The sequence below is a fragment of the Pseudonocardia hispaniensis genome (assembly GCF_042658695.1).
Taxonomy (GTDB): Bacteria; Actinomycetota; Actinomycetes; order Mycobacteriales; family Pseudonocardiaceae; genus Pseudonocardia; species Pseudonocardia hispaniensis.
In genome coordinates this window covers 274009-294119 of sequence record NZ_JBHSQW010000009.1, presented here as the reverse complement: position 1 = coordinate 294119, position 20111 = coordinate 274009, and the positions used below count along the sequence as shown (strand labels likewise).

Here is a 20111-nt window from a genome sequence, read left to right as displayed (position 1 = left end):
ATGGCTCCGTAACGCGCCCGGCGGCCCGGGTTGTGAGCGTTATGGAGCCATGCTGCGCTCGGGGAGGCGGGCCGGGCGGACGTTCGGGGGCCGCCGCGGCAGGTTCGTCCATGTGGCGCTGTACGGCGGCGGCGGCCGGCGGGACGATGCACCGCGCGCATTGCGCACGGGGGGACAGGAGAGTCCGATCGTTCATTCGGCATGCGGCACCGTCCGTCGGCTGGCCGGGGCCACCGCGGTCGTGCTGGGCATCATCGTCACCGCCGCCTGCGGGCCGTCGTCGGCACAGACTCCGCCGCCGACACCGGCTCCGGCGGCGGCACCGACCTCGGCCCCACCGGCTTCGCAGCCGTCCGCCGACGAGCTCAGCACACTGGTCGTCCAGGCCGGCGACATCCCGATCCCGGGCCTGTCCGGCCAGGGGGTGCAGCGGGTCGAGGAGGGCACGTTGCGCGGGGTGGCCACATCCTTCAGCACCGAGGACGGCCGCCGCCGGGTGGGCGAGACGATCGTCCTGCTGCCGGATCCGGACGCAGCCAGGTCCGCGGTGCAGGGGGCCGCATCGACGACCCAGCAGCAGCGTCCGGGCGCCACCATGTCGGTCGTGCCGGTCGGTGAGTACGCGGTGCTGTTCACCGGCTTCGAGTACCAGGGGACGGCGTCCACGCTGCTGCTGTTCAGCCAGGGCGTCGCGTCGGTGGCCATGGACTTTCGCAGCCCGGCGGGTGAGCCGGTGCCGCCGGAGGTGGCGACCGCGGCGGGGGAACGCCAGGCCGCGCTGCTGGCGTCCGGCCTGCCCCACTGACCGCACCGCGCCGCGCCGGTGCGGGGGTGGCCGCCGCGGCAGCCACCCCCGGGGACGTCGCCTACTCGGCCAGGAACTCCGCGACCAGCCGCGCCACCTGCGCGGTCTGCTCCAGCTGCGGCAGATGCGCGGCGTCGGCGATCCGCTCCACCCTGGCCCCGGCGATCCGGGCGGCGAACTCCTCGGCGTAGGCGGGCGGGGCCAGCCGGTCCTGCTCGCCCCACACGACCAGCGTGCGGGCCCGGACCCGGTACAGCCGCTTGTGCAGGCCCTTCTCCGGGAACGGCCACATGAACTTCCCGGTGCAGGCCTGCGCCCAGGTCGCGGCGATGACGGCCTCGGCCATCTGTTCCGGGTCCTCGGGCAGCCGCAGGAACTCCTGGGCCGGCTCACCCTGTGGGTCGGCGAAGGCGAGCTCGACGACCTCCTGGGGAGTCATCTGCAGGAACTGGGCGACCGGGATGTCGTCGCGCCACAACCCCACCGGGCACAGCAGCACCAGCCGGTTGACCCGCTCGGGGTTGGTGGCGGCGATCTCGGCACCGATCATGCCGCCGAACGAGTGCCCGACCACCGCGGGCGCGTCCAGGTCCAGCTCGTCGAACAGGTCGTAGTAGTGCAGGACCAGGTCCCACAGGTCGTCCACGGCCTTGATCGCGTCCGGGTCGCCGGGCGTGGTCCCGGGATGTTCCGGCGCGTAGACGGTGTGGTGCCGGGCCAGGGCGTCGAGGAACGGGTCCCAGCGCAGCCCCGTCGCGCCGTGCAGGTACACCACCGGCGGGCCCTGCCCGGCGACGAGCACGCGCGGGTTGACCTGGCCGCCGAGGGTGGCGACGCGGCGCTCGGCGACGCCCGCGATCGCCGTCACGACGCCCGCTCCTTGGTGCGCAGCCGCTCGGGCCACCACTGGTTCTCCCACGGCTCGTCGTCCCACAGCGGGCGCAGATGCGGCAGCACCTGCTCGGCGAACAGGTCGATGTTGCGCATCGTCAGGTCGTGCGGCATCGAACCGATCTGCAGCAGCACCATGAGGTTGCCGATGTGCAGGGTGCGGCAGGCCTCGGCCAGCTGCTCGCGCACCGTGGCGGGGCTACCGGCGATGACGAACTGCTTGTCGACCAGCTCGCGGTAGCTGTACTGCCGGACCGACTCCAGCTCCTGGGCGATCTTCACCGTGAGTCCGGAGCGGATGCCCTTCTCCAGGCTGCGGTAGTCCTGGTGTCCGGGAGGGCCGAAGTAGTGCACCGGGATGTGCATGCACTTGCGGTAGAAGTACTCGCAGTGCCGGGCGTAGTCGCGCTCGGCCTGCTCGTCGGTGTCGGCGACGACGACGAGCTGCAGGAACCCGGCGCGGTAGGGGTTCTGCTTGAGCCCGTACTGGTCCACGAACCGCCAGAACCCGGCCATCGTCTGCTCGGCGGCCTTGGCGCCGAAGTAGCTGAGGAAGCAGTAGCAGTGGTCGTGCTTGGCCGAGAACTCCCAGGTGCTGTAGCTGCCGGTGCCCGGTACCCAGACCGGCGGGTGGGGCTTCTGCACCGGGCGCGGCCACAGGTTGACCTTGCCCAGCTTGGTGTACTTGCCGTTCCAGGCGAACATCTCCCGCGACTGCCAGGCCTTGAGGATCAGATCGTGCGCCTCGTAGTAGCGCTCGCGCTGTTCCACCGGCGTGATCCCGTAGACCTGGCAGGCGTCCATCGCCGTGCCCAGCGGCATCCCCGCGATCAGCCGTCCGCCGCTGATGCAGTCGAGCATCGCGTACTCCTCGGCGATGCGGATCGGCGGCTGCGTGGTCGGCAGCGTCGCCCCCATCTGCACGATCGCGACGTCCATACCGGTGGTCTCGCGGGCCAGCGCCGCGCCCATCAGGTTCGGCCCCGGCATGAAGCCGTAGGCGTTCTGGTGGTGCTCGTTGACGCAGATCCCGTCGAACCCGACGCGCGCGGCGTGGACGAGCTCGTCGAGGGTCCAGTTGTAGAACTGGCCGACGCGGTCGGGATCGGCGAGCTCGGGGAACGGCGGGTCCACCCAGACCGACTTGTATCTGCGCTCGAAGTCGTCCGGCAGCTCGCGGTGCGGCATCAGGTGGAACATCGAGACCTTCATGAGGCGTCCTCCAGCATGGATCCTGCTGTGTCGGCGCCGGTGGCGAGATCCGGGCGGCCCCCCGCCGGCGTCCTTCGTGAGTGACCCAGCTCACGCGGCGCCGTGCCTCGACCCTGGGCGCCACATCGTGGTCGGTCAATAGGCCAGGCGGCCGTACCCGCGGGCACCTGGTAGGGGCACTGCTGGTGTAGGAGGCCGAGGGCGATGGGCAGGCGGTCCGCGGCGGCCTCGCCACGTCCGTCCCAAGCAACTGCTGCTCGACGGTCAGCAGCGGGTCACCACGCCCTGATCGGACAGACCTCGCGGGCGTTGCGGCAGCTCGGCGAGCTGCTGGAGATCGAGCGCGGGCTGTACGGCGCCGACGACGAGCGGGTTCTGGAGCTGCGCAAGCAGATCGGGTTGCTGCAGCTGGGGAGCGGGCAGCAGGAACAGGCGCGGGCGACGCTGTGCGCGTTGCTGTCCGATGTGGAGCGGGTGAAGGGGCCCCGTCATCCCGCGGCCGAGGCGATCCGCAGACTCGTTCCCGCCCCGACGATGGACGCATGAGCGCACTGTGGCTCCATCATGCGCAGAAGGGGCGGGCGGGCGAGGCGTCACCTTGCGGCAACTTGCGGCAACTTCTGAATAAGTTCAGAATTTGCCTTATGGCGACCGAGGTGCAGTGGAGCGAGCTGCAGCGTGACCCGAAGAGCGTCGCAGCCCTGGCCGATCAGGGGGACATCCGAGTCCGGCGCCGCGACGGTGTGCCGTTGCTGCTGGTGCGGGAGGACCGCGCGAGCGCGTCGGCCGAGGGCGCTGTGATCGCGGCGCGGGCCCTGCGCAACGCCTTCGCGCACCTCTCGGGCGAGGCTGCGCTGGAGTCGCTGACCGAGGAATTCCCTTGGGTCGACCTGCTGCCCGACGACGACCGCCGACGATTCGCCGTGGACTTCGTCCGGGCGGTGCAGGCATCGGCGGAGCTGGGCCAGTGGTCGGTACTGGCACAGGCGCTCGTCGAGTGGAGGGCGACCGCCGCGATCCACGCGGATCCGACCCTCGCCGAGGAGCTGTCGCGGCCGATCGACGGGGACTTCGGCCCCGTCCCGGCGCCGGACGGGAGCTGATCCTTGCCCGCCAAGCGCGGTGATCGCGTCGCTCCGCCCGCGCGTCCCGGGGGTTGGGAGGCTCGGTTCGCGACATCGGAGGCGAAGGGCTGGGTCGTCGCGGCCGGACCTGTCCACCCCAAGGTCACCGAATAGCGAATGGCCGGTTGCCGGTGGCCGCCGAGCCGGAAACGATCCGACCCCCAGCGCGCTATGGCTCCATCCTGCGCTGACGGGGCAGCCTGCTAGTCTCACTGAGACTAGTGTCCCGTGTCGTCGCCCTCGGCACCTGTGCCAGCGGGCGGTCGGCATGAGCAGTGAGGAGTAGCCGGTGCGTCAGCGAGCCGTCCGCGAACCTGACAGTGAGTCCGAACCGGACGCTGGCCGTCGTCGCTGAGAGCCGTCACGCGCCAGGTTCGACGATGAGCGGTGCGGTGTGCCCAGCGGCGGCCGAGGTCGCGCTGCCATGACGGCCTCGACGCTCGACCGGTCGCGCACGGTGCGCGGCCACCGCGGACGGGCGGCGCTCGCGAAGGCCGGTGTGGTCGTCACGGTGGTCGCGTTGAACTTCCTGCTGCCGCGTGCGCTGCCCGGCGACCCGCTGCTGGCGATGAGCGACCCGGCCAGCGCCCAGTACCTGGCCGATCCCGAGATCAGAGCCAGGGTCGAGCGCCACTACGGACTCGATCGCCCGCTCCTGGAGCAACTGCGGGACTACCTCACCCAGCTCCTTCACGGCGACCTCGGATGGTCGATCCACTACCGGCGCCCGGTCGCCGAGCTCCTCGGGGACCGGCTGGGCTGGACGTTGGTGCTGGTCGTGCCCAGCATCACGCTCGCGTTCGCCATCACCGTCGGGCTCGGTGTCGAGGCGGGCTGGCGCCGCGGCACCCGTGCCGACCAGGCCATGATCGCGCTGTTCACCGTCGTGCACAGCATCCCGGTCTACCTGGCCGCGTTGCTGGGGATCCTGCTGTTCTCGGTGCGCCTGGGGTGGCTGCCGCTGTCCGGCGCCGCCACGCCGTTCGCCGAGTTCGGGCACGTCGGCCAGTGGCTGGCCGACGTCGCCTGGCACGCCTCGCTGCCGATCGCCGTGCTGACCGTGTCGATCGCCGGCGGCCGGTTCCTGCTGATGCGGAACACCACCGTCACGGTGCTCGGCGAGCCGTTCGTCCGCGTGGCCCGCGCCGTCGGGCTTCCGGCGCGGTCGGTGAAGTACGCCCATGTCGCCCGTAACGCGGTTCTCCCGGTGGTGACCGGGTTCGGTCTGACGCTCGGGTTCGCCGTCGGCGGGACGATCTTCGTTGAGTCGATCTTCGACTACCCGGGGATGGGCAGGCTGGTGTTCGAGGCGGTCGGGGCGCGTGACTACCCGCTGCTGGGAGGCTGCTTCCTGGTGCTCAGCCTGTGTGTTCTCGGCGCGAGCTGGACGGTCGAGGCCCTCACCCGACGACTCGACCCGCGGACAGCGCCGCGATGAGGCGGGCCCGAGCAGGGTTGCGCCGGCCGGACCGAGCCCAGGTGCCCGGTGACGGTCCTGGGCGTCCCGCGCGCGCGACGAGCCCGGACGACGTGTCGTTGCGCGTGGGCATCGGCATCGTCGCCCTGTTCGGGCTCGTGGCGCTGTGCGCGCCGTACCTGACCCGGCACGGGCCGAAGACCGATGTCGGCGTCGCCTATCTGCCACCCGGACCGGGGCACCCGCTGGGCACCGACGACCAGGGGTACGACCTGTGGTCGCAGCTCCTCCACGGAAGCCGGCCGGCCTTCGCGGTCGGCGCCGGTGCGATGGCCGTGACCATGGCCATCGCGGTCACCGTGGCACTGTGCGCGACGCTGCTGGCCGGTCGGGCCGACCGCATCCTGATGACCGCCGGCGACATCCTGATCTCCCTCCCGCACCTCCCGCTGCTGCTGCTGGTCGGCATCCTGATCGGGCCCTCGGTCCCCGGCACGATCGCCCTCATCGCGATCGTCGGCTGGGTGGTGCCGGCCCGGGAGATCCGGGCACGGGCGCTCGCGATCCGGCAGTCCGGCTATGTCCGTGCGGCGCGGGGGTTCGGGGCGGGCACCCGGTACCTGATGGCCCGGCACCTGATACCCGCGCTCGGGCCGGTGCTGGCGTCGGTCGCGGTCGCCCAGTTCGGCCGGGCGATCAGCCTGGAGGCGGGGCTGGCGTTCCTCGGAGTCGGCGACGTCACCCGGACCAGTTGGGGTCTGACGATCCGGCAGGCCCTCGACGACGCAAGTCTGTGGTTCACCGGCCGCTGGCTGTGGTGGCCGCTGCCGCCCGGGCTGGCGATCGCCGGTCTGCTGCTGGCATGCGCGTTGCTCGGTGCGGGACTGGAGACCCGGCTGGATCCCCGGTTGCGGGAACGCCGGTGAACGAGCTGCTGCGAGTCGAGTCGCTGTCGGTCCGCTACCGGCGGACCCCGGTTCTGACCGAGGTGTCGCTGAGGATCGGGCGCGGGCAGGTCGTCGGGTTGACCGGCGAGTCCGGGTCGGGCAAGTCCAGCCTCGCGCACGCCTTGCTGGGCGTGGCGGACGGCGCCACGGTGAGCGGGCAGGTGTGGCTGGACGGCACCGCCCTGCCCGTCGACCGGCCCGAGGAGCTCGACGGGGTCCGCTGGAACCGGATCGCGCTGGCGTTCCAGTACGGCGTCAGCGGACTGGACCCGGTACGGACGGTGTTGGCCCAGATCGCCGAGCCGCTGCGGATCCGGCGGGGCCTGTCCCGCGCCTCGGCCACCGAGCGAGCCCGCGAACTGTGGAACGAGGTCGGGTTGCCGCCCGAACGGGCCGCCGAGGCCTACCCCCATCAGCTCAGCGGCGGTCAGGCCCGCCGGGCCATGATCGCGCTGGCGTTGTGCTGCGACCCGGACCTGCTGATCGCCGACGAACCCACCGCCGGGCTGGATCCCACCCAGCGGCTGGACGTTCTGCGGTTGCTGCGACGTCGGCGGGACCGCGGCACCGCGATGCTCTTGATCAGCCACGACCTGTCCGACCTCGCCGAGCTCGCCGACCAGATCTGCGTGCTGCATCAGGGCCGGATCATCGAGCAGGGTCCGGCCCACGAGGTGCTGGACGACCCTCGGCATCCGTACACGGTCGAGCTGGTCGACGCCTACCCGCGCCTGGACCGTGCTCGCGATCTCGGCGGGCGCGTGGCCGAGGCGACCGGGGCCGTGTCCGGTGGCTGTGCCTACCGGGCGCGGTGCCCGCAGGCCGTCGGCCGCTGCGCCACCGACGTGCCGGTCCTGACCCCCGTCGACGGTCGCGCGCTGGCCTGCCACCTCGGTGGGATCCGAACGGTGATCGAGGCGACGGGACTGGGCAGGTCCTTCGGTCCGGTGACCGCGCTGGACTCCGTCAGCCTCTCCGTGCGGGCCGGGCAGACGCTGGCCGTGATCGGTGCCTCGGGCAGCGGCAAGTCCACGCTCGCTCGCTGCCTGGCCGGGCAGCTCAGTCCCGACACCGGCACCGTGCTCCTCGCCGGCGAACCGGTCGGCGCCGGTCGCGGGGGAGGGCCACACCGCCGGTTGCAGCTGGTCCAGCAGAACCCCTACGACGCGGTGAGCCCGCGGTTCACCGTCCGGCAGGTGGTCCGCGAGCCGTTGGACATCGCCCGCAGCGGTACCCCGGCGGAACGGGACGAGGCGGCGCGACGCGCGCTCGACCTGGTCGGGTTGCCCACCGACGAGACGTTCGGCGCGCAGTTCGCCCATCAGCTCTCCGGTGGGCAGCTCCAGCGCGTCGCGCTCGCCCGTGCCCTCGTGGTGGAGCCGCTCGTGCTGATCGCCGACGAACCCACCGCGATGCTCGACTCGGCGGCGCAGTCGCGGTTGCTGCGGGTGCTGCGGGACCTCCAGGACCGGATCGGGCTCGCGCTCGTGCTCGTGTCGCACGATCTGGCCCTGGTCCGCAAGATCGCCCACACCATCGTCGTGCTCGATTCCGGCCGCTGCGTCGAACACGGGCCGGCACATCGGATTGTGACCGACCCCCAGCATCCGACCACCCGCGCGCTGCTGCGATCCGCGCGCGGGAGCCTGCGCGGCGATGCCCGCGGCACTGAGAGGAGAAACCCCGTCCATGCCACCTGAGTCACCTGACGTTCTCGCCGGTGGGCCGACCGAGTCCCGGTCGGCCCTGGAACGGATGTTGCACGCCTACCGCACCTCCCAGGTGCTGGTCACCGCGGCCGAGCTCGGGGTTTTCGGCGAGCTGGGCGACCACCCGGTCTCCGCGGGCGAGCTGGCCGCCGCGCTCGGCGTGCAGGTCGGTCCGCTGTCGGCGCTGCTCGGTGGGCTGGAGGCTCTCGATCTGGTGCAACGCACCGATGCGGGCTACCTGCCGAGCGCGACCGCGCGGGCCCACCTCGTCCCCGAGGCGCCGATGCCCATGGGCGGCTGGGTGCGTGGCGAGGCGTCCCGGATCCGCAGCTGGGCCGGTCTCACCCGGGCGCTGCGGGACGGCGCCGAGGAGGTCCGGTCCGATCCCCCGAGCGCCGAGGATCCGCAGCGCGGGCTGCTCGAGATCGCCCGCGGCAGCCGGGAGGCGATCGCCGCGGCGGTGCAGACGGTGCTCGATCCCCGGGCACCGGCCCGCATCCTGGATGTGGGCGGTGGCCACGGCGCCTACAGCGCCGACCTGGTGCAGACGCATCCGATGTGGAGCGCGGTGGTCGCCGACCGGCCCGGTCCGCTGGCCGTCGCCCGGCGGGTGGCCGCCGACGCGGGAGTGGGCGAGCGGGTCGAGGTGCGGGAGGTCGAACTGCCGACGGCCCGGCTGGGCCACGACTTCGACCTCGCCCTGCTGTTCATGGTGCTGGTCGCGTTCGAACGCGACCAGGTGCCGACGGTGCTGCGCGGTGTGCACGACGCGGTGCGTCCCGGGGGGTACGTGCTCGTCCGCGGCTTCTACTGGCGCGACGCGCTGGAGGCCGCATTGTTCGACATCCAGTCGCATCTGCACCACGGCGGCTGCCGCGCCTACTCGGTCACCGACGTCTCCGAGTGGCTGGTCGAGGCCGGGTTCGACGGCCCCCGGCTGCTCGACTCCCACGGCATGGAGAAAGGAACCCTACTGATGGCGCGGAAGCCGGAGCAGAGCCGATGAGGAACCTGTCGACGGGGGTGCTGCTGAGCCGGCGGAGATTCCTCCTCGCCGGGGGGCTGGCGGGCGCCGGCCTGACGCTGGCCGCCTGCGCGTCGGGCGCCGGATCGGCACCGGGCGGCTCGTCCGCCCCGCGGACGCTGCGAATGGCCGGCGGCGAGTTCGGCTACCCCACACCGTTCACGATGGCGCACGGCAGCGGGCTGCTGCCGATGCGTCTGGTGTTCGACACCCTGATGTGGCAGGACGCCGCGGGGTTGCAGCCGTGGCTGGCGGAGAGCGCCGAGATGGCCGACGACACCACCTGCCGGGTCCGGCTGCGCGAGGACGTCACCTGGAGCGACGGCACGAAGCTCACCGGCGAGGACGTCGCGTTCACCGTGAACTACCTCAAGCAGCACCAGATCGCCTGGTCGATCCCGATCACGGTGATCGACCGGGCGGACGCCTCGGGGTCGAGCATCGAGATGCGGCTGAAGGAACCGCACGCCGGTTTCCTTCCGGGCGTGCTCGGCGCCATGCCGGTGATTCCGAAACACATCTGGGACGGGGTTTCCGAACCGGAGAAGAAACAGGACGAGGAGGCGCTCGTCGGAACCGGCGCGTACGCGCTGCAAGCCCATGATCTCAGCCAGGGCACCTACCGTTTCGCCTCGCGGCAGGACTATTTCCTCGGTCGCCCGTACTTCGACCGGGTCGAGTTCGTGCCGGCCGCGAACCCGCTTCTGGCACTCCGGGAAGGCGCCATCGACGTCGCGGACATCCCGCCCAACGCCGCGCCGGACGTCATCGAACCGTTCACGGGCGGTGGTGAGTTCGACGTGATCCGGGCGGTCGGGGCGACCGCGACGGGGCTGTTCCTGAACAACGAGAAGCCCCCGTTCGCCGACCCCCGGATCCGGCAGGCCGTGGCCCGGGCGATCGACCGCGCCGGGTTCGTCGAGCGGGTGTTGCACGGCCGGGGCGAGCCGGGCGAGCCGGGGTTCCTGCCCAGGGCGAACCCGCTCCACGTCGAGGCGAAGAACAGCCATGGCCACGACGTCGCCGCGGCGCGGCAGGCCCTGGCCGGCACGAGGATCACCGGGACGCTGCTGGCCGACACGAGCACCAAGACCGCCGCGGAGTACGTCGCCCGGCAGCTGGCGCAGGTCGGGATCGACCTCGAGGTCGCCGCGCTCGACCCGACGCGGGCGCGCGAGAGCGCAGCCGCGGGGGCGTACGAGGCGGCCGTGCTCGGCTTCGGTGGCCTGCACAGCGACCCGACGTTCCTCTTCGGATTCTTCGACAGCCGGATGTCGAAGAAGGGCCGGTTCACCAAGAGCCACGGCTACCACAACGCCGAGTTCGAGGAGTTGCAGGACCGCCAGGAACGCGCCACCGACCCTGGGGAACGGCGCAGGCTCGTCGGCCGGATGCAGCAGATCCTGGCCGATGAGGTGCCGATGGTCGTGCTGGGTTACCCGGAGCGGGCGATGGCCTTCCGGGCCGCCACCGCCGGCGCGATGTGGTACTACACGCCGGGTGGATACGCGGCGGGGAACCCCGGTGGGGTCAACCCGGCCGCGATCATCACCGGACGCAGCGGCGGGACCGGGATCGCCGGTTGAGGGCGGTGCCCCCCGTCTGCCGTCCGCCGGGATGGCCCGAAATCGGGTGGGCGCGATGTCGATCCGGTGGTTCCGCCGTTCGACCGAAGGGTGAGAGGGTCCGACCAGGGACCCGGACACGGCTCAGGAGCAGATCGTGAAGTACATGTTGATCATGCGTGCCAGCGACGAGGCCATGGCGGCCATGCAGGGCGTCGACTTCAACGAGGTCCTCGAGACGATGGGCCGATTCAACGACGAGATGATCTCGGCTGGGGTCCTGGTCGCCGCCGAGGGTCTCGACGACGCCGAGAAGGGCGTCGTCGTCGACTACTCCTCCCAGCCGCCTGTGGTCACCGACGGACCCTACGGCGAGACGAAGGAACTGTTCGGCGGCTACTGGATCGTGGATGTCGCCTCCCAGGAGGAGGCGATCGAATGGGCCAAGCGCGCGCCGCTGGGCGGGCCGGGGATGAAGGCGGAGATCCGCCGGGTCGCCAGCATCGATGAGTTCCCGCAGGACAACGTGTGGATCCAGAAGGAGAGGGCGTGGCGGGAGGCGACCGGCCAGCTGTGAGCGGGTCGGCTCGGTGACACCGACCGTGACCGCCACGACGATGGCCGGGGGGCGCACCGGCCGCCACGCCGTCGAGGCGGTGTGGCGGATCGAGTCCGCGCGCATCGTCGGCACGCTCGCGCGCGTCACCCGCGACTTCGCGCTGGCCGAGGACCTGGCCCAGGAGGCGTTGGCCGAGGCGCTGGTCACCTGGCCGCGCGAGGGGGTACCACGCAATCCCGCCGGGTGGCTGCTCACGGTGGGGCGGCGCCGCGCCATCGACGCCTACCGCAGGCGCGCGGCCCGCGACGAGCGGTACGCCGCCCTCGCCCGCGACCTGGGGGAGGGCGGCGTCGCCGCCGGCGATACCGGCTCGGCACCGGTGACGGCGGCCGAGGACGCCGACCTGCTGTGGGACCCGGACCGCGTCGACGACGACGTACTGGCGCTGATGTTCATCGCCTGCCATCCGACGCTGTCGCGCGAGGCCAGCGTCGCGCTGACCCTTCGCGTCGTCGGCGGCCTCGGCAGCGATGAGATCGCCCGCGCGTTCCTGGTGCCGACCGCCACCGTGCAGGCCCGCATCACCCGGGCCAAGAAAACCCTCGCCGCGGCCCGGGTGCCGTTCGCGGTGCCGTCCGCCGAGGATCGGCGCGAGCGGCTGGGCTCGGTGCTCAGCGTGCTCTACCTCGTCTTCACCGAGGGATCGTCGGCCACCTCCGGCAGTGAGTGGATCCGCCAGGACCTTGCGCGCGAGGCGATCCGGCTGGCCCGGATCCTGGCCCGGCTGGTGCCGGACGAGCCGGAGACCCACGGCCTGCTCGCGCTGTTCGAGCTCACCGCCGCCCGATTTCCGGCACGGGTGCGCGAGGACGGCGAACCGGTGCTGCTGGAGCAGCAGGACCGCCGCCGCTGGGACCGGACGGCGATCCGGCGCGGACGGGCGGCACTGGCACGGGCCACCAGGGTCGGTCGCGGGCTCGGTGCCTACGGCATCCAGGCCGCGATCGCCGAATGCCACGCGGTCGCCCCGTCGGTCGAGGAGACGAACTGGGAGCGGATCGTGCTGCTGTACGAGGCGCTCGGCCGGCTCGCACCGTCGCCGATCGTCGAGCTCAACCGGGCGGTGGCGATCTCGATGTCTCAGGGACCGGCCGCCGCCCTGCCCATCGTCGAGAATCCGGTCGTGGTCGGCCGCCTTGCGGGCTCCCACCTGCTACCCAGCGTCCGCGGTGAGCTGCTCACCCGGCTGGGCCGGACCGACGAGGCGCGCCGGGAGTTCGCGCTCGCCGTACGCCTCTGCGGCAACGAGCGTGAGCGCGACCTGCTGGAGCGCAAGCTCGCTGCCCTGGGATGACGCCGCCGGGCTATCGTCGGCGACGTGATCACGGAGCCGGCGGGGCCGCCGCGTGGGCGCTGAGTTCGGAACATCCTCCATCGCCTTTCGTTTTGTTCGTTTCGAGCGTACCGTGGGTCAATGAGCGCAACACTGTCCGAGCGAACCGTCCTGCCTGACGAGCCCGCAGAGCGGATGGTGGATCTGCTGGTCGCGCTGAAGACACACGGGCGCCCGGCACTCGTGGCCGCGGACGGCACCCACATCGAGCTGCCGGAGGAGCTGTACGAGGTCCTGAAGGATGTCGTGGCAGCCTTGTCCCAAGGACTGGCGATCACTGTCGCACCACAGCACACAGTGCTCACCACCAGCCAGGCGGCTGATCTACTGGGCGTGTCACGGCCGACCGTGGTCAGGTTGCTCGAGGCTGGGGAGATCCCATTCGACAAGCCCGGTCGGCATCGGCGGATCCGGCTTCGTGATCTGTTGGCCTATCAGGAGCGGGCGCGTCGGGCCCGCGCGGCCGGGCTCGACGAGATGGTGCGGGCATCCGAGGACGCCGGGCTGTACGACCTTCCTGCTGACGCGTCGTTCGAGCGGACAGTCGACCGCCCGGAGGTCGATGAAGGCTGATGTTCCGGGTCCTGCTCGACACCTCTGTTCTGTTCAAGCCGCTGCTGTGCGACACGTTGCTCTGTGTCGCCGAGGAGGGCTTGTTCCAGCCGCTGTGGTCTCACGACATCCTCGACGAGCTGCGACGGGCCCTACTGCGGTACGGCGTCGCCAAGGCAGGCGTCGACCACAGGATCGATCAGATGACGGAGCACTTCCCGGGAGCCATGGTCACCGGCTACACCCCCCTCATCGGGACCATGACCAACGATCCGAAGGACCGACACATCCTGGCCGCGGCTGTTCGGGGAGGTGCCGAACTGATCGTCACCGAGAACACGGGACTTCCCGGCCACCTCCACCGCTCGCTATGACATCGAGGTGTCATGTCAGGACTCGTTTCTGCTCGATCAACGCGATCTCGATCGGCAAGCGGTCCACCGGGCGCTCGTTCGGCAGGTGTCACGTTACCGCCGGGAGCCGCGCACCGTCGACGACCTGTTGATCGCTCTGGGTCGGCCGGGACACGGCTGCCCGAACTTCGCCAGAGGTTGCCATGCCGACGACGCAGGGAGGATCTGCGGGTGAGCGTCCACAAGGAGATCGCGTTCGAGGACACGATCGAGCGGGCGATGCTCGACCCGGGATAGCAGCAGGGCCAGCCGGCTGACCGTCACCCGGCAGCTGCACTATTCGGAGAAGACGTCGGAGCGCTCGCTCGATCTCGTCCTGTTCGTCCACGGGATCCCCGTCGCCACCGCGGAACTCAAGACCCACTCACTACCTCGTCCAGCACTCCGCCAGCTCGGGAAGGGTCAATGCCGCGCGCCGCCGCGGAGGGAGGATCCTCGGCGATCAGCCCTCCTGAAGTGCACCGCCTCAACATTGTCGGCGCTCCGTGTGATCCTTTACGGACGGCCCGTGACGATCAAGGACCGCGCCGGGCAGGTCGGGGCACGACAGAGGGGGAGAGCTGCATGACGCCGGAGTGGGATCCGCTTCTTCGTGACCAGGTCATCCGCCTCATGGGCGTGCTCCGCCAGCTCGCCGTCACGCGGAACAGCCCCATCCGGCACACCTCGGGATACGACAAGCTCATGTGGCTGGACGATGTGCAGGAGCACTGCACCGTCCAGATGCCGACCGGGCCCGGCGATGAGCTGCTGCGCGTGCCGCGCGTACAGCTCGAACCGGAGCCTCCGGCACCCCGGGAGCTGGCGCACTGGATCCATCGGCCCGCGGACACCGACGGAGCCCGCGAACCGGTATTGGCGCAGCATGGGCCTCTGCCCGGCATCGGGCAGGTCGACCTCGGCGATGCGCCGGAGATCCGCGCGGCGTTCGACGAGTGGATGGCGGCCTGGCGGCCGTGGGCCGAGCGTGAGCGGCAACGAAGGCCGCGCCGGCGGATGTTCGAGATGCTGTTCGACCTGCACCGGATGGCGACGGACCGGCCGGAGTCGACAGAGCTCGTCCTCTCCGCCGGCCTGCTGCACCTCCCGGCTCCCGCCGGGGAGCAGGGCGTGCACGTGCACTTGATCACCCAGCCCGTCCGGATCGAACAGAATCTCGAGACGGGCGAGATGGTGTGCATGCTCGCCGACGACACGGGGCTGCGCCTGGAAGATGACGAGCTGCTGTCCGGGCGGCCCGACTACGACCCGTCCGGATCGGCCGTGCTGCGCGACCGGCTGCACGAGCTGGCCACGAGCCCGATCGACCCGGCCATCGCCGCGTTCCTCAAGGAATGGGCGGAGCGCGCGTTGCGGATCGCCAGCACTGTCGACGGGACGTGGGACGAACCCTCGGGCGACGCGGCCTCGTTGACCGCGGCACCCGCGATCGTCGCTCGCCGTCGCGGCGCGTTCGCGTTGCGCGAGTACTACGACAGGATCTCGCGCTCCCTGGCCGACTCGTCGCAGCCGATCCCGCTGGGGCTGGGACAGCTCGTCCGGCCCATCGAGCCCGCGGACCGGGTGGCGTGGCTCGAGCGTGCCGGCGGCGTGGCACCGGCAGACCTTGCCGAGCAGCCGCTGTTCCCGCGGCCTGCGAACGAGGAGCAAGCGCAGATCATCCGCAGGCTCGGTTCGGACACCGGCGTCGTCGTCGAAGGGCCGCCGGGTACGGGCAAAACCCACACCATTGCCAATCTCGTGAGCGCCCTGCTGGCCCGGGGGCAGCGGGTGCTCGTCACCAGTGAGAAGGCCCAGGCGTTGCGCGTGCTTCGGGACAAGCTCCCTTCCGGCATCCAGGAGCTCTGCGTGTCGATCACTGACGCGTCCCCCAAGGGCAAGTCCGACCTGCAGAAGAGTGTCGCGACGCTGGCGGGCCGTAAGAGCGACTTCAACCCCGAGCGCACCGACCGCCTGATTGCCGACCTGACCACGCGTCGCGACGACGTGCAGCGCAGGCGGGCGCTGCTGCTGGAGGACATCCGCGCACTGCGCGAGGCGGAGACCTACCAGCACCCGGAGATCGCCCCCGGATTCCGCGGAACGCTGTCCGGGATCGTGCGGGCGATGAACGCGACCGCGGATCAGGACGGCTGGGTCGGTCAGGGTGTCCGCGGCGAGCTACCGCTCACCACCGCCCAGATGGACGAGCTGCTGCGGCTGCTTCGGGAACGCGGCGACCGGCGTGCGTCCCGACGCCACCAGCAGCTTCCCGAACCCGGCCAGCTCCTTGCCGCGGATCGGTTCGCCGAGCTCGCGGAGGCCATTGCGCGCGGCGACGAGGCCCGTTCCGGGGCCGAGGGCGGCCTCGTCGGCGCGCTGCAGGACCTGCCACCCGACGCCCTGGGGGAGCTTGCGCCCCTCTGCGCGGAGGTCTCGGAAGCGACGGCCGCGCTTCGGCAGCTCCCCACCCAGGCATCATGGGCGCTCTCGATGGCCGACACCCTGCTCGCCGGCGGCACGGAACATCTGTGGCAGCGCGCCGTCGAGCAGCTGTCGGCCGTCGATGCCGCCCTCGACCACGACCGCGCGGCAGGCTTCGCGCCCATGACGGTTGCCACCAGCATCGACGTCTCCGACGCCGCACGGGTGTTCGAGCGGCTCGCCACGTATCTGGAGAACGGTGGCTCGCTGCGCCGGATGTTCAAGAGCGCGGAGCAGAAGAACGCCGAGCGGTTCGCCGACAGCGTCCGCGTGGAGGGCGAGGTTCCCGCGACGGTGTCGGCTGCCGGTGCCGCGGCGCACCACCTGCGTGTGCTGGCGATCGCCCGCGTCCTCGACAGCGCATTTCAGCCGCTCCGGATGGGGATGCCGCCCGATGCGGACCGACCCGTGCTCGTCAACGCGATGGTGGAGCTGCGCCGCAGCTGCGCGGCGGTCGACCGCGTGCTGCGGGCCGCCGCCGCGTTGCGCCGGCTGTTCGCGGGGCTCCCGCCCGCCGACCGTCCGACCGTGGTCGCCGTGCTCGACCTCGAACGGGTCGCCACGGTCGCGATCGCCGTCACGCAGGCGCGGGCCGCCGCGCTCGCCCGCGCCGAACTGGACGCCGCCGCGAACGCCCTGCTGAGCGCGGTCCCGCCACCGGCGCGCAGCCCCGAGCTGACCGACCTCGTCGACGCGCACCGCGTCGGGGACCCGGCGCGCTACGAGCAGGCGCTGGTCGCGCTCGACCGGGCCCGGCGCGAGCAGAGTGACCAACAACGCTGCGACGAGTTGCTGAGCCGGCTGCGAACGGCTTCGTCGACCCTCGCCGAGGACCTGGAGGTCAACCCCGGCGACTCGGTGTGGACCCAGCGGCTGGCGCGGTGGCCGCAGGCGTGGGCCCACGGCTGTGCCGCCACGTGGGTCGGGGAACAGACCACCCCGGGGCGGGAACAGCGCCTGGAAGGCGAGCTGGACGGCGCGGTCAAGGACCTGCTCAAGCTGACCGGCGAGCTGGCCGCGGCCATGGCGTGGCGCGCGTGCCTGAGCCGGATGACCGCGGAGCAGGTGCAGGCCCTGCAGTCGTACCGCAACGAGATGGTCAAGATCGGCAAGGGCACCGGGAAGTTCGCCGAGCGCAGCCGCCAGGCCGCACGGGAGGCGATGGCCGTCGCGCAATCGGCCGTGCCGGCCTGGGTGATGCCGATCCGGCAGGTCCTCGACTCGGTGCCGCCCCAGGCGGGCGCCTTCGACGTCGTGATCGTCGACGAGGCGAGCCAGGTCGAGCTGACCAGCGCGTTCCTGCTCTGGCTGGCGCCTCGGGTGATCGTGGTCGGCGATGACAAGCAGTGCACGCCGTCCGAAGTCGCGAGCGGAGCCCTCCAGCCGATCTTCGATCGGCTCGATGCGGAGCTGCACGATATCCCGACGTACCTGCGATCGGCGTTCACCCCGAAGGACAGCCTCTTCTCGCTGCTGCGCAGCCGCTTCGGTCAGCTGATCCGGCTTCGCGAGCACTTCCGATGCATGCCGGAGATCATCACGTGGTCGTCGCACATGTTCTACCGCGACGCTCCACTGATCCCGCTGCGTCAGTTCGGGGCCGACCGGCTGCCCCCGCTCCGCACGACCTACGTGGCCGGCGCCGTCACCGAATCCACCCGGGGTTCCGTCGTCAACCGTGCGGAGGCCGCAGCCATCGCCGCGTCGGTTCGTGAGTGTCTCGACGATCCTGCGTACGAGGGCAAGACGTTCGGGGTGGTCGTCCTGCAGGGCCGTCCTCAGATCGACATCGTCGGGGACGAGCTCAAGAAGCTCGTCTCACCCGAGGAATGGCGCGACCGGCGGTTGCGGATCGGGGCGCCTCCCGACTTCCAGGGCGACGAGCGCCACGTGGTCTGGCTGTCCCTCGTGGTGGCGCCGAACTCACCGCGCACCGCATTGACGAAGCTGAACTTCGAGCAGAGCTTCAACGTGGCGGCGTCACGCGCCCAGGACCAGCTGTGGCTGTTCCATTCCGTGACCGCGGATCTTCTGCGTCCGGCGGACCTGCGGCGATCGCTGCTGGACTACATGACCTCGGCCGGTTCGAGTGGGCTGGAGCCGGTCCGCAGCGACGTCGACCCGGATCGTCGGCACGACGCGTTCGATTCGTTGTTCGAACAGCGGGTGTTCCTCGACCTCGTCGCCCGCGGCTACCACGTCACCCCGCAGTTCGAGACGAACGGGCGACGCATCGACCTGGTCGTGACCGGAACCGCCGGGAAGCTGGCGGTCGAGTGCGACGGTGAGGCGTTCCACACCACACCGGAACAGCGGGAGGCCGACCTCCACCGGGAGCAGGAGCTCAAACGGTGCGGCTGGACGTTCGTCCGCATCCGAGAGTCGATCTACTACCTGAACCGGGAGGAAGCGCTCGCTCCGGTGTGGGCGGCGCTGGACCGGTTGGGGATCGGCCCGTTCGGTGAGAGGGCGAACGGGGCGTGGATCCCGCGGTCGCCGTCGACCGACGGCCCCGGAACATCGACGTTGGAGGACCGGCTACCGGCGGGGCCGCCGCGTGGGCGCTGAGTTCGACGCGCTGGTGCGCCGGGAGGCCCAGCGCTGGCTGACGCTGCGCACCCACGACGGGCAGCTGCCGATCTCGTCGGGCGACCTGCTGGATTTCCGGATCGAGGGCCGCCCGTTCCGGCTGATGGACGCCCAGCGCGGCATCCGTAAACCGCGCGAGCTGTCGGCGGCGCTGTCCATCCGCACCGTGTACACGGCGGACGGGCGCCAGCGCCCGTACGACGACGCGGTCGGGCCGGATGGGCTGTTGCGCTACAAGTGGCGCGGCGAGGACCCCGACCACGCCGAGAACCGGGCGCTGCGCACGGCGATGGACGAGGGCCTGCCGTTGATCTGGTTCTTCGGCATCGCGTCGGGGGTCTACCAGCCGATCTACCCGGTGTATCTGCTGTGGGAGGAACCGCAGCACCGGCAGTTCGTCATCGACCCCGACGTCGCACGGGGGCTGGTCGCGCCGGGGGAGCGCGTCGGCGAGCACGTCCGCCGCTACATCCTGCGCGAGACCCGGCAGCGGCTGCACCAGCCGGTGTTCCGCGCGACGGTGTTGCGCGCCTACGAGAAACGATGCGCGGTGTGTGCGCTGCGGCACGCCGAGCTGCTCGATGCGGCGCATATCGTGCCGGACCGGGAGGAGGCCGGGATCGCGGCGGTGCGCAACGGGCTGGCGCTGTGCAAGATCCACCACGCGGCCTACGACAGCCTGGTGCTGGGTATCAGTCCCGATCTCGTCGTCGAGATCCGTTCCGATCTGCTGGAGGAGATCGACGGGCCGATGCTCGAACACGGTCTGAAGGGCCGGCACGGGCAGCGGTTGATGGTCGTGCCGAGGTCCAGGGCCGAGCGTCCGGACCGCGAGCTGCTCGAACAGCGGTTCGCGAGGTTCCGGGCGGCCGGCTGACCGGGTTCACCTCGTGGTTCCGGTCTGGGCCGCGACCACTCCGTCGATCGACCGTTCGTCGTCGACGAGCACTGGATCCGCTCGTCGACGTTCTGGGGTGAGCTGACCAGGCTCACAGCGAATCGGCCCGGCGGCTTTGCGAGGATCGGTGGTTGGGCGCGGATCCGCGCGCCGGATCACGACAGACGGAGAGACAGCGACGATGGGACACGGCAAGACGGTCCAGGACGAGCTGCGCGGGCCGGCCCGCGAGCTGCGGCGGATGATCCCCAAGGTCTACGCGGGCTTCGGCAACCTGGCCGAGGCGGCGCTCAGCCCCGGGGCGCTGGACGCGAAGACCAAGGAGCTCATCGCGCTGGCGCTGTCGGTCGGGCTCGAATGCGACGGGTGCATCGCCGCGCACGCCCGTGGCGCCGCCCGCCACGGAGCCACGCCGGCGGAGGTCGCGGAGGCACTCGGCGTCACCATCCTCATGCACGGCGGTCCGGGCACGGTCTACGGTCCGCGGGCGTTCGCGGCGTTCCAGGAGTTCCACGAGGAGGGGAAGGCCGGCGACCGAAGCGCCGGCTGA

General features: G+C 71.4%; 17 protein-coding genes and 1 pseudogene. 16 read left to right on the top strand and 2 right to left on the bottom strand.

What is annotated here, in order from left to right; translation table 11 throughout:
- Nucleotides 1-49: 49 nt before the first annotated feature.
- The gene (locus tag ACFQE5_RS04595; RefSeq protein ID WP_379583104.1) at nt 50-805 is read left to right on the top strand and encodes a hypothetical protein; all 756 of its coding nucleotides are present in this window, start codon (nt 50-52) and stop codon (nt 803-805) included.
- A 61-nt stretch (nt 806-866) separates the two neighbouring features.
- Here ACFQE5_RS04595 and ACFQE5_RS04590 read toward each other — a convergent pair whose 3' ends face one another.
- Nucleotides 867-1673, bottom strand: coding sequence for an alpha/beta fold hydrolase (locus ACFQE5_RS04590; RefSeq protein ID WP_379583102.1), 807 nt, complete (start codon nt 1671-1673; stop codon nt 867-869).
- A complete protein-coding gene (locus tag ACFQE5_RS04585) occupies nt 1670-2908 on the bottom strand; it encodes an LLM class flavin-dependent oxidoreductase (RefSeq protein WP_379583100.1) in 1239 nt (412 codons plus the stop codon). Before ACFQE5_RS04585 ends, ACFQE5_RS04590 begins: the two co-directional genes overlap by 4 nt.
- Before the next feature lie 204 nt (nt 2909-3112).
- On the opposite strand from ACFQE5_RS04585, the gene ACFQE5_RS04580 reads away from it, so the two are divergent.
- From ACFQE5_RS04580 to ACFQE5_RS04510, 15 genes and pseudogenes are all read left to right on the top strand, one after another.
- Nucleotides 3113-3454, top strand: coding sequence for a hypothetical protein (locus ACFQE5_RS04580; RefSeq protein WP_379583098.1), 342 nt, complete (start codon nt 3113-3115; stop codon nt 3452-3454).
- Nucleotides 3451-4011 carry a hypothetical protein gene (locus ACFQE5_RS04575; protein WP_379583096.1) on the top strand — a complete coding sequence of 187 codons (561 nt, stop codon included), beginning with the start codon at nt 3451-3453 and terminating at the stop codon, nt 4009-4011. The genes ACFQE5_RS04580 and ACFQE5_RS04575 overlap by 4 nt, the downstream gene beginning before the upstream one ends.
- 445 nt (nt 4012-4456) lie before the next feature.
- Nucleotides 4457-5470, top strand: coding sequence for an ABC transporter permease (locus tag ACFQE5_RS04570; RefSeq protein ID WP_379583094.1), 1014 nt, complete (start codon nt 4457-4459; stop codon nt 5468-5470).
- A gap of 92 nt (nt 5471-5562) precedes the next feature.
- On the top strand, nt 5563-6375 hold the full coding sequence (locus ACFQE5_RS04565; RefSeq protein ID WP_379583092.1) for an ABC transporter permease: 813 nt from the start codon (nt 5563-5565) through the stop codon (nt 6373-6375).
- Nucleotides 6372-8096 (top strand): dipeptide ABC transporter ATP-binding protein, encoded by a 1725-nt coding sequence (locus ACFQE5_RS04560; protein WP_379583090.1) that lies wholly within the window; start codon nt 6372-6374, stop codon nt 8094-8096. The genes ACFQE5_RS04565 and ACFQE5_RS04560 overlap by 4 nt, the downstream gene beginning before the upstream one ends.
- On the top strand, nt 8086-9111 hold the full coding sequence (locus ACFQE5_RS04555) for a methyltransferase (RefSeq protein WP_379583088.1): 1026 nt from the start codon (nt 8086-8088) through the stop codon (nt 9109-9111). The genes ACFQE5_RS04560 and ACFQE5_RS04555 overlap by 11 nt, the downstream gene beginning before the upstream one ends.
- Nucleotides 9108-10715: an ABC transporter substrate-binding protein gene (locus ACFQE5_RS04550; RefSeq protein WP_379583086.1), complete on the top strand. Its 1608-nt coding sequence runs from the start codon at nt 9108-9110 to the stop codon at nt 10713-10715. The genes ACFQE5_RS04555 and ACFQE5_RS04550 overlap by 4 nt, the downstream gene beginning before the upstream one ends.
- Before the next feature lie 136 nt (nt 10716-10851).
- Nucleotides 10852-11271 carry a YciI family protein gene (locus ACFQE5_RS04545; RefSeq protein WP_379583084.1) on the top strand — a complete coding sequence of 140 codons (420 nt, stop codon included), beginning with the start codon at nt 10852-10854 and terminating at the stop codon, nt 11269-11271.
- Between the two features lie 40 nt (nt 11272-11311).
- The gene (locus ACFQE5_RS04540; RefSeq protein ID WP_379583247.1) at nt 11312-12607 is read left to right on the top strand and encodes an RNA polymerase sigma factor; all 1296 of its coding nucleotides are present in this window, start codon (nt 11312-11314) and stop codon (nt 12605-12607) included.
- Between the two features lie 120 nt (nt 12608-12727).
- Nucleotides 12728-13219 (top strand): helix-turn-helix domain-containing protein, encoded by a 492-nt coding sequence (locus ACFQE5_RS04535; RefSeq protein WP_379583082.1) that lies wholly within the window; start codon nt 12728-12730, stop codon nt 13217-13219.
- Complete coding sequence (locus ACFQE5_RS04530) at nt 13219-13572, top strand: PIN domain-containing protein (protein ID WP_379583080.1); 354 nt, start codon at nt 13219-13221, stop codon at nt 13570-13572. The genes ACFQE5_RS04535 and ACFQE5_RS04530 overlap by 1 nt, the downstream gene beginning before the upstream one ends.
- A 289-nt stretch (nt 13573-13861) precedes the next feature.
- Nucleotides 13862-14179 (top strand): annotated as a pseudogene (locus ACFQE5_RS04525) (type I restriction endonuclease); the annotation flags it as partial.
- Complete coding sequence (locus tag ACFQE5_RS04520; protein ID WP_379583078.1) at nt 14176-18642, top strand: AAA domain-containing protein; 4467 nt, start codon at nt 14176-14178, stop codon at nt 18640-18642. The pseudogene ACFQE5_RS04525 and the gene ACFQE5_RS04520, both read left to right, overlap by 4 nt.
- The gene (locus ACFQE5_RS04515; RefSeq protein ID WP_379583075.1) at nt 18632-19540 is read left to right on the top strand and encodes an HNH endonuclease; all 909 of its coding nucleotides are present in this window, start codon (nt 18632-18634) and stop codon (nt 19538-19540) included. Before ACFQE5_RS04520 ends, ACFQE5_RS04515 begins: the two co-directional genes overlap by 11 nt.
- 202 nt (nt 19541-19742) lie before the next feature.
- Nucleotides 19743-20111, top strand: coding sequence for a carboxymuconolactone decarboxylase family protein (locus tag ACFQE5_RS04510; RefSeq protein WP_379583072.1), 369 nt, complete (start codon nt 19743-19745; stop codon nt 20109-20111).

Coding starts and splice junctions, on each gene's coding strand:
- ACFQE5_RS04575 (WP_379583096.1), top strand. CDS start 3,451: ATGAGCGCACTGTGGCTCCATCATGCGCAGAAGGGGCGGGCGGGCGAG.
- ACFQE5_RS04550 (WP_379583086.1), top strand. CDS start 9,108: ATGAGGAACCTGTCGACGGGGGTGCTGCTGAGCCGGCGGAGATTCCTC.
- ACFQE5_RS04570 (WP_379583094.1), top strand. CDS start 4,457: ATGACGGCCTCGACGCTCGACCGGTCGCGCACGGTGCGCGGCCACCGC.
- ACFQE5_RS04520 (WP_379583078.1), top strand. CDS start 14,176: ATGACGCCGGAGTGGGATCCGCTTCTTCGTGACCAGGTCATCCGCCTC.
- ACFQE5_RS04580 (WP_379583098.1), top strand. CDS start 3,113: ATGGGCAGGCGGTCCGCGGCGGCCTCGCCACGTCCGTCCCAAGCAACT.
- ACFQE5_RS04535 (WP_379583082.1), top strand. CDS start 12,728: ATGAGCGCAACACTGTCCGAGCGAACCGTCCTGCCTGACGAGCCCGCA.
- ACFQE5_RS04555 (WP_379583088.1), top strand. CDS start 8,086: ATGCCACCTGAGTCACCTGACGTTCTCGCCGGTGGGCCGACCGAGTCC.
- ACFQE5_RS04540 (WP_379583247.1), top strand. CDS start 11,312: ATGGCCGGGGGGCGCACCGGCCGCCACGCCGTCGAGGCGGTGTGGCGG.
- ACFQE5_RS04585 (WP_379583100.1), bottom strand. CDS start 2,908: ATGAAGGTCTCGATGTTCCACCTGATGCCGCACCGCGAGCTGCCGGAC.
- ACFQE5_RS04595 (WP_379583104.1), top strand. CDS start 50: ATGCTGCGCTCGGGGAGGCGGGCCGGGCGGACGTTCGGGGGCCGCCGC.
- ACFQE5_RS04530 (WP_379583080.1), top strand. CDS start 13,219: ATGTTCCGGGTCCTGCTCGACACCTCTGTTCTGTTCAAGCCGCTGCTG.
- ACFQE5_RS04510 (WP_379583072.1), top strand. CDS start 19,743: ATGGGACACGGCAAGACGGTCCAGGACGAGCTGCGCGGGCCGGCCCGC.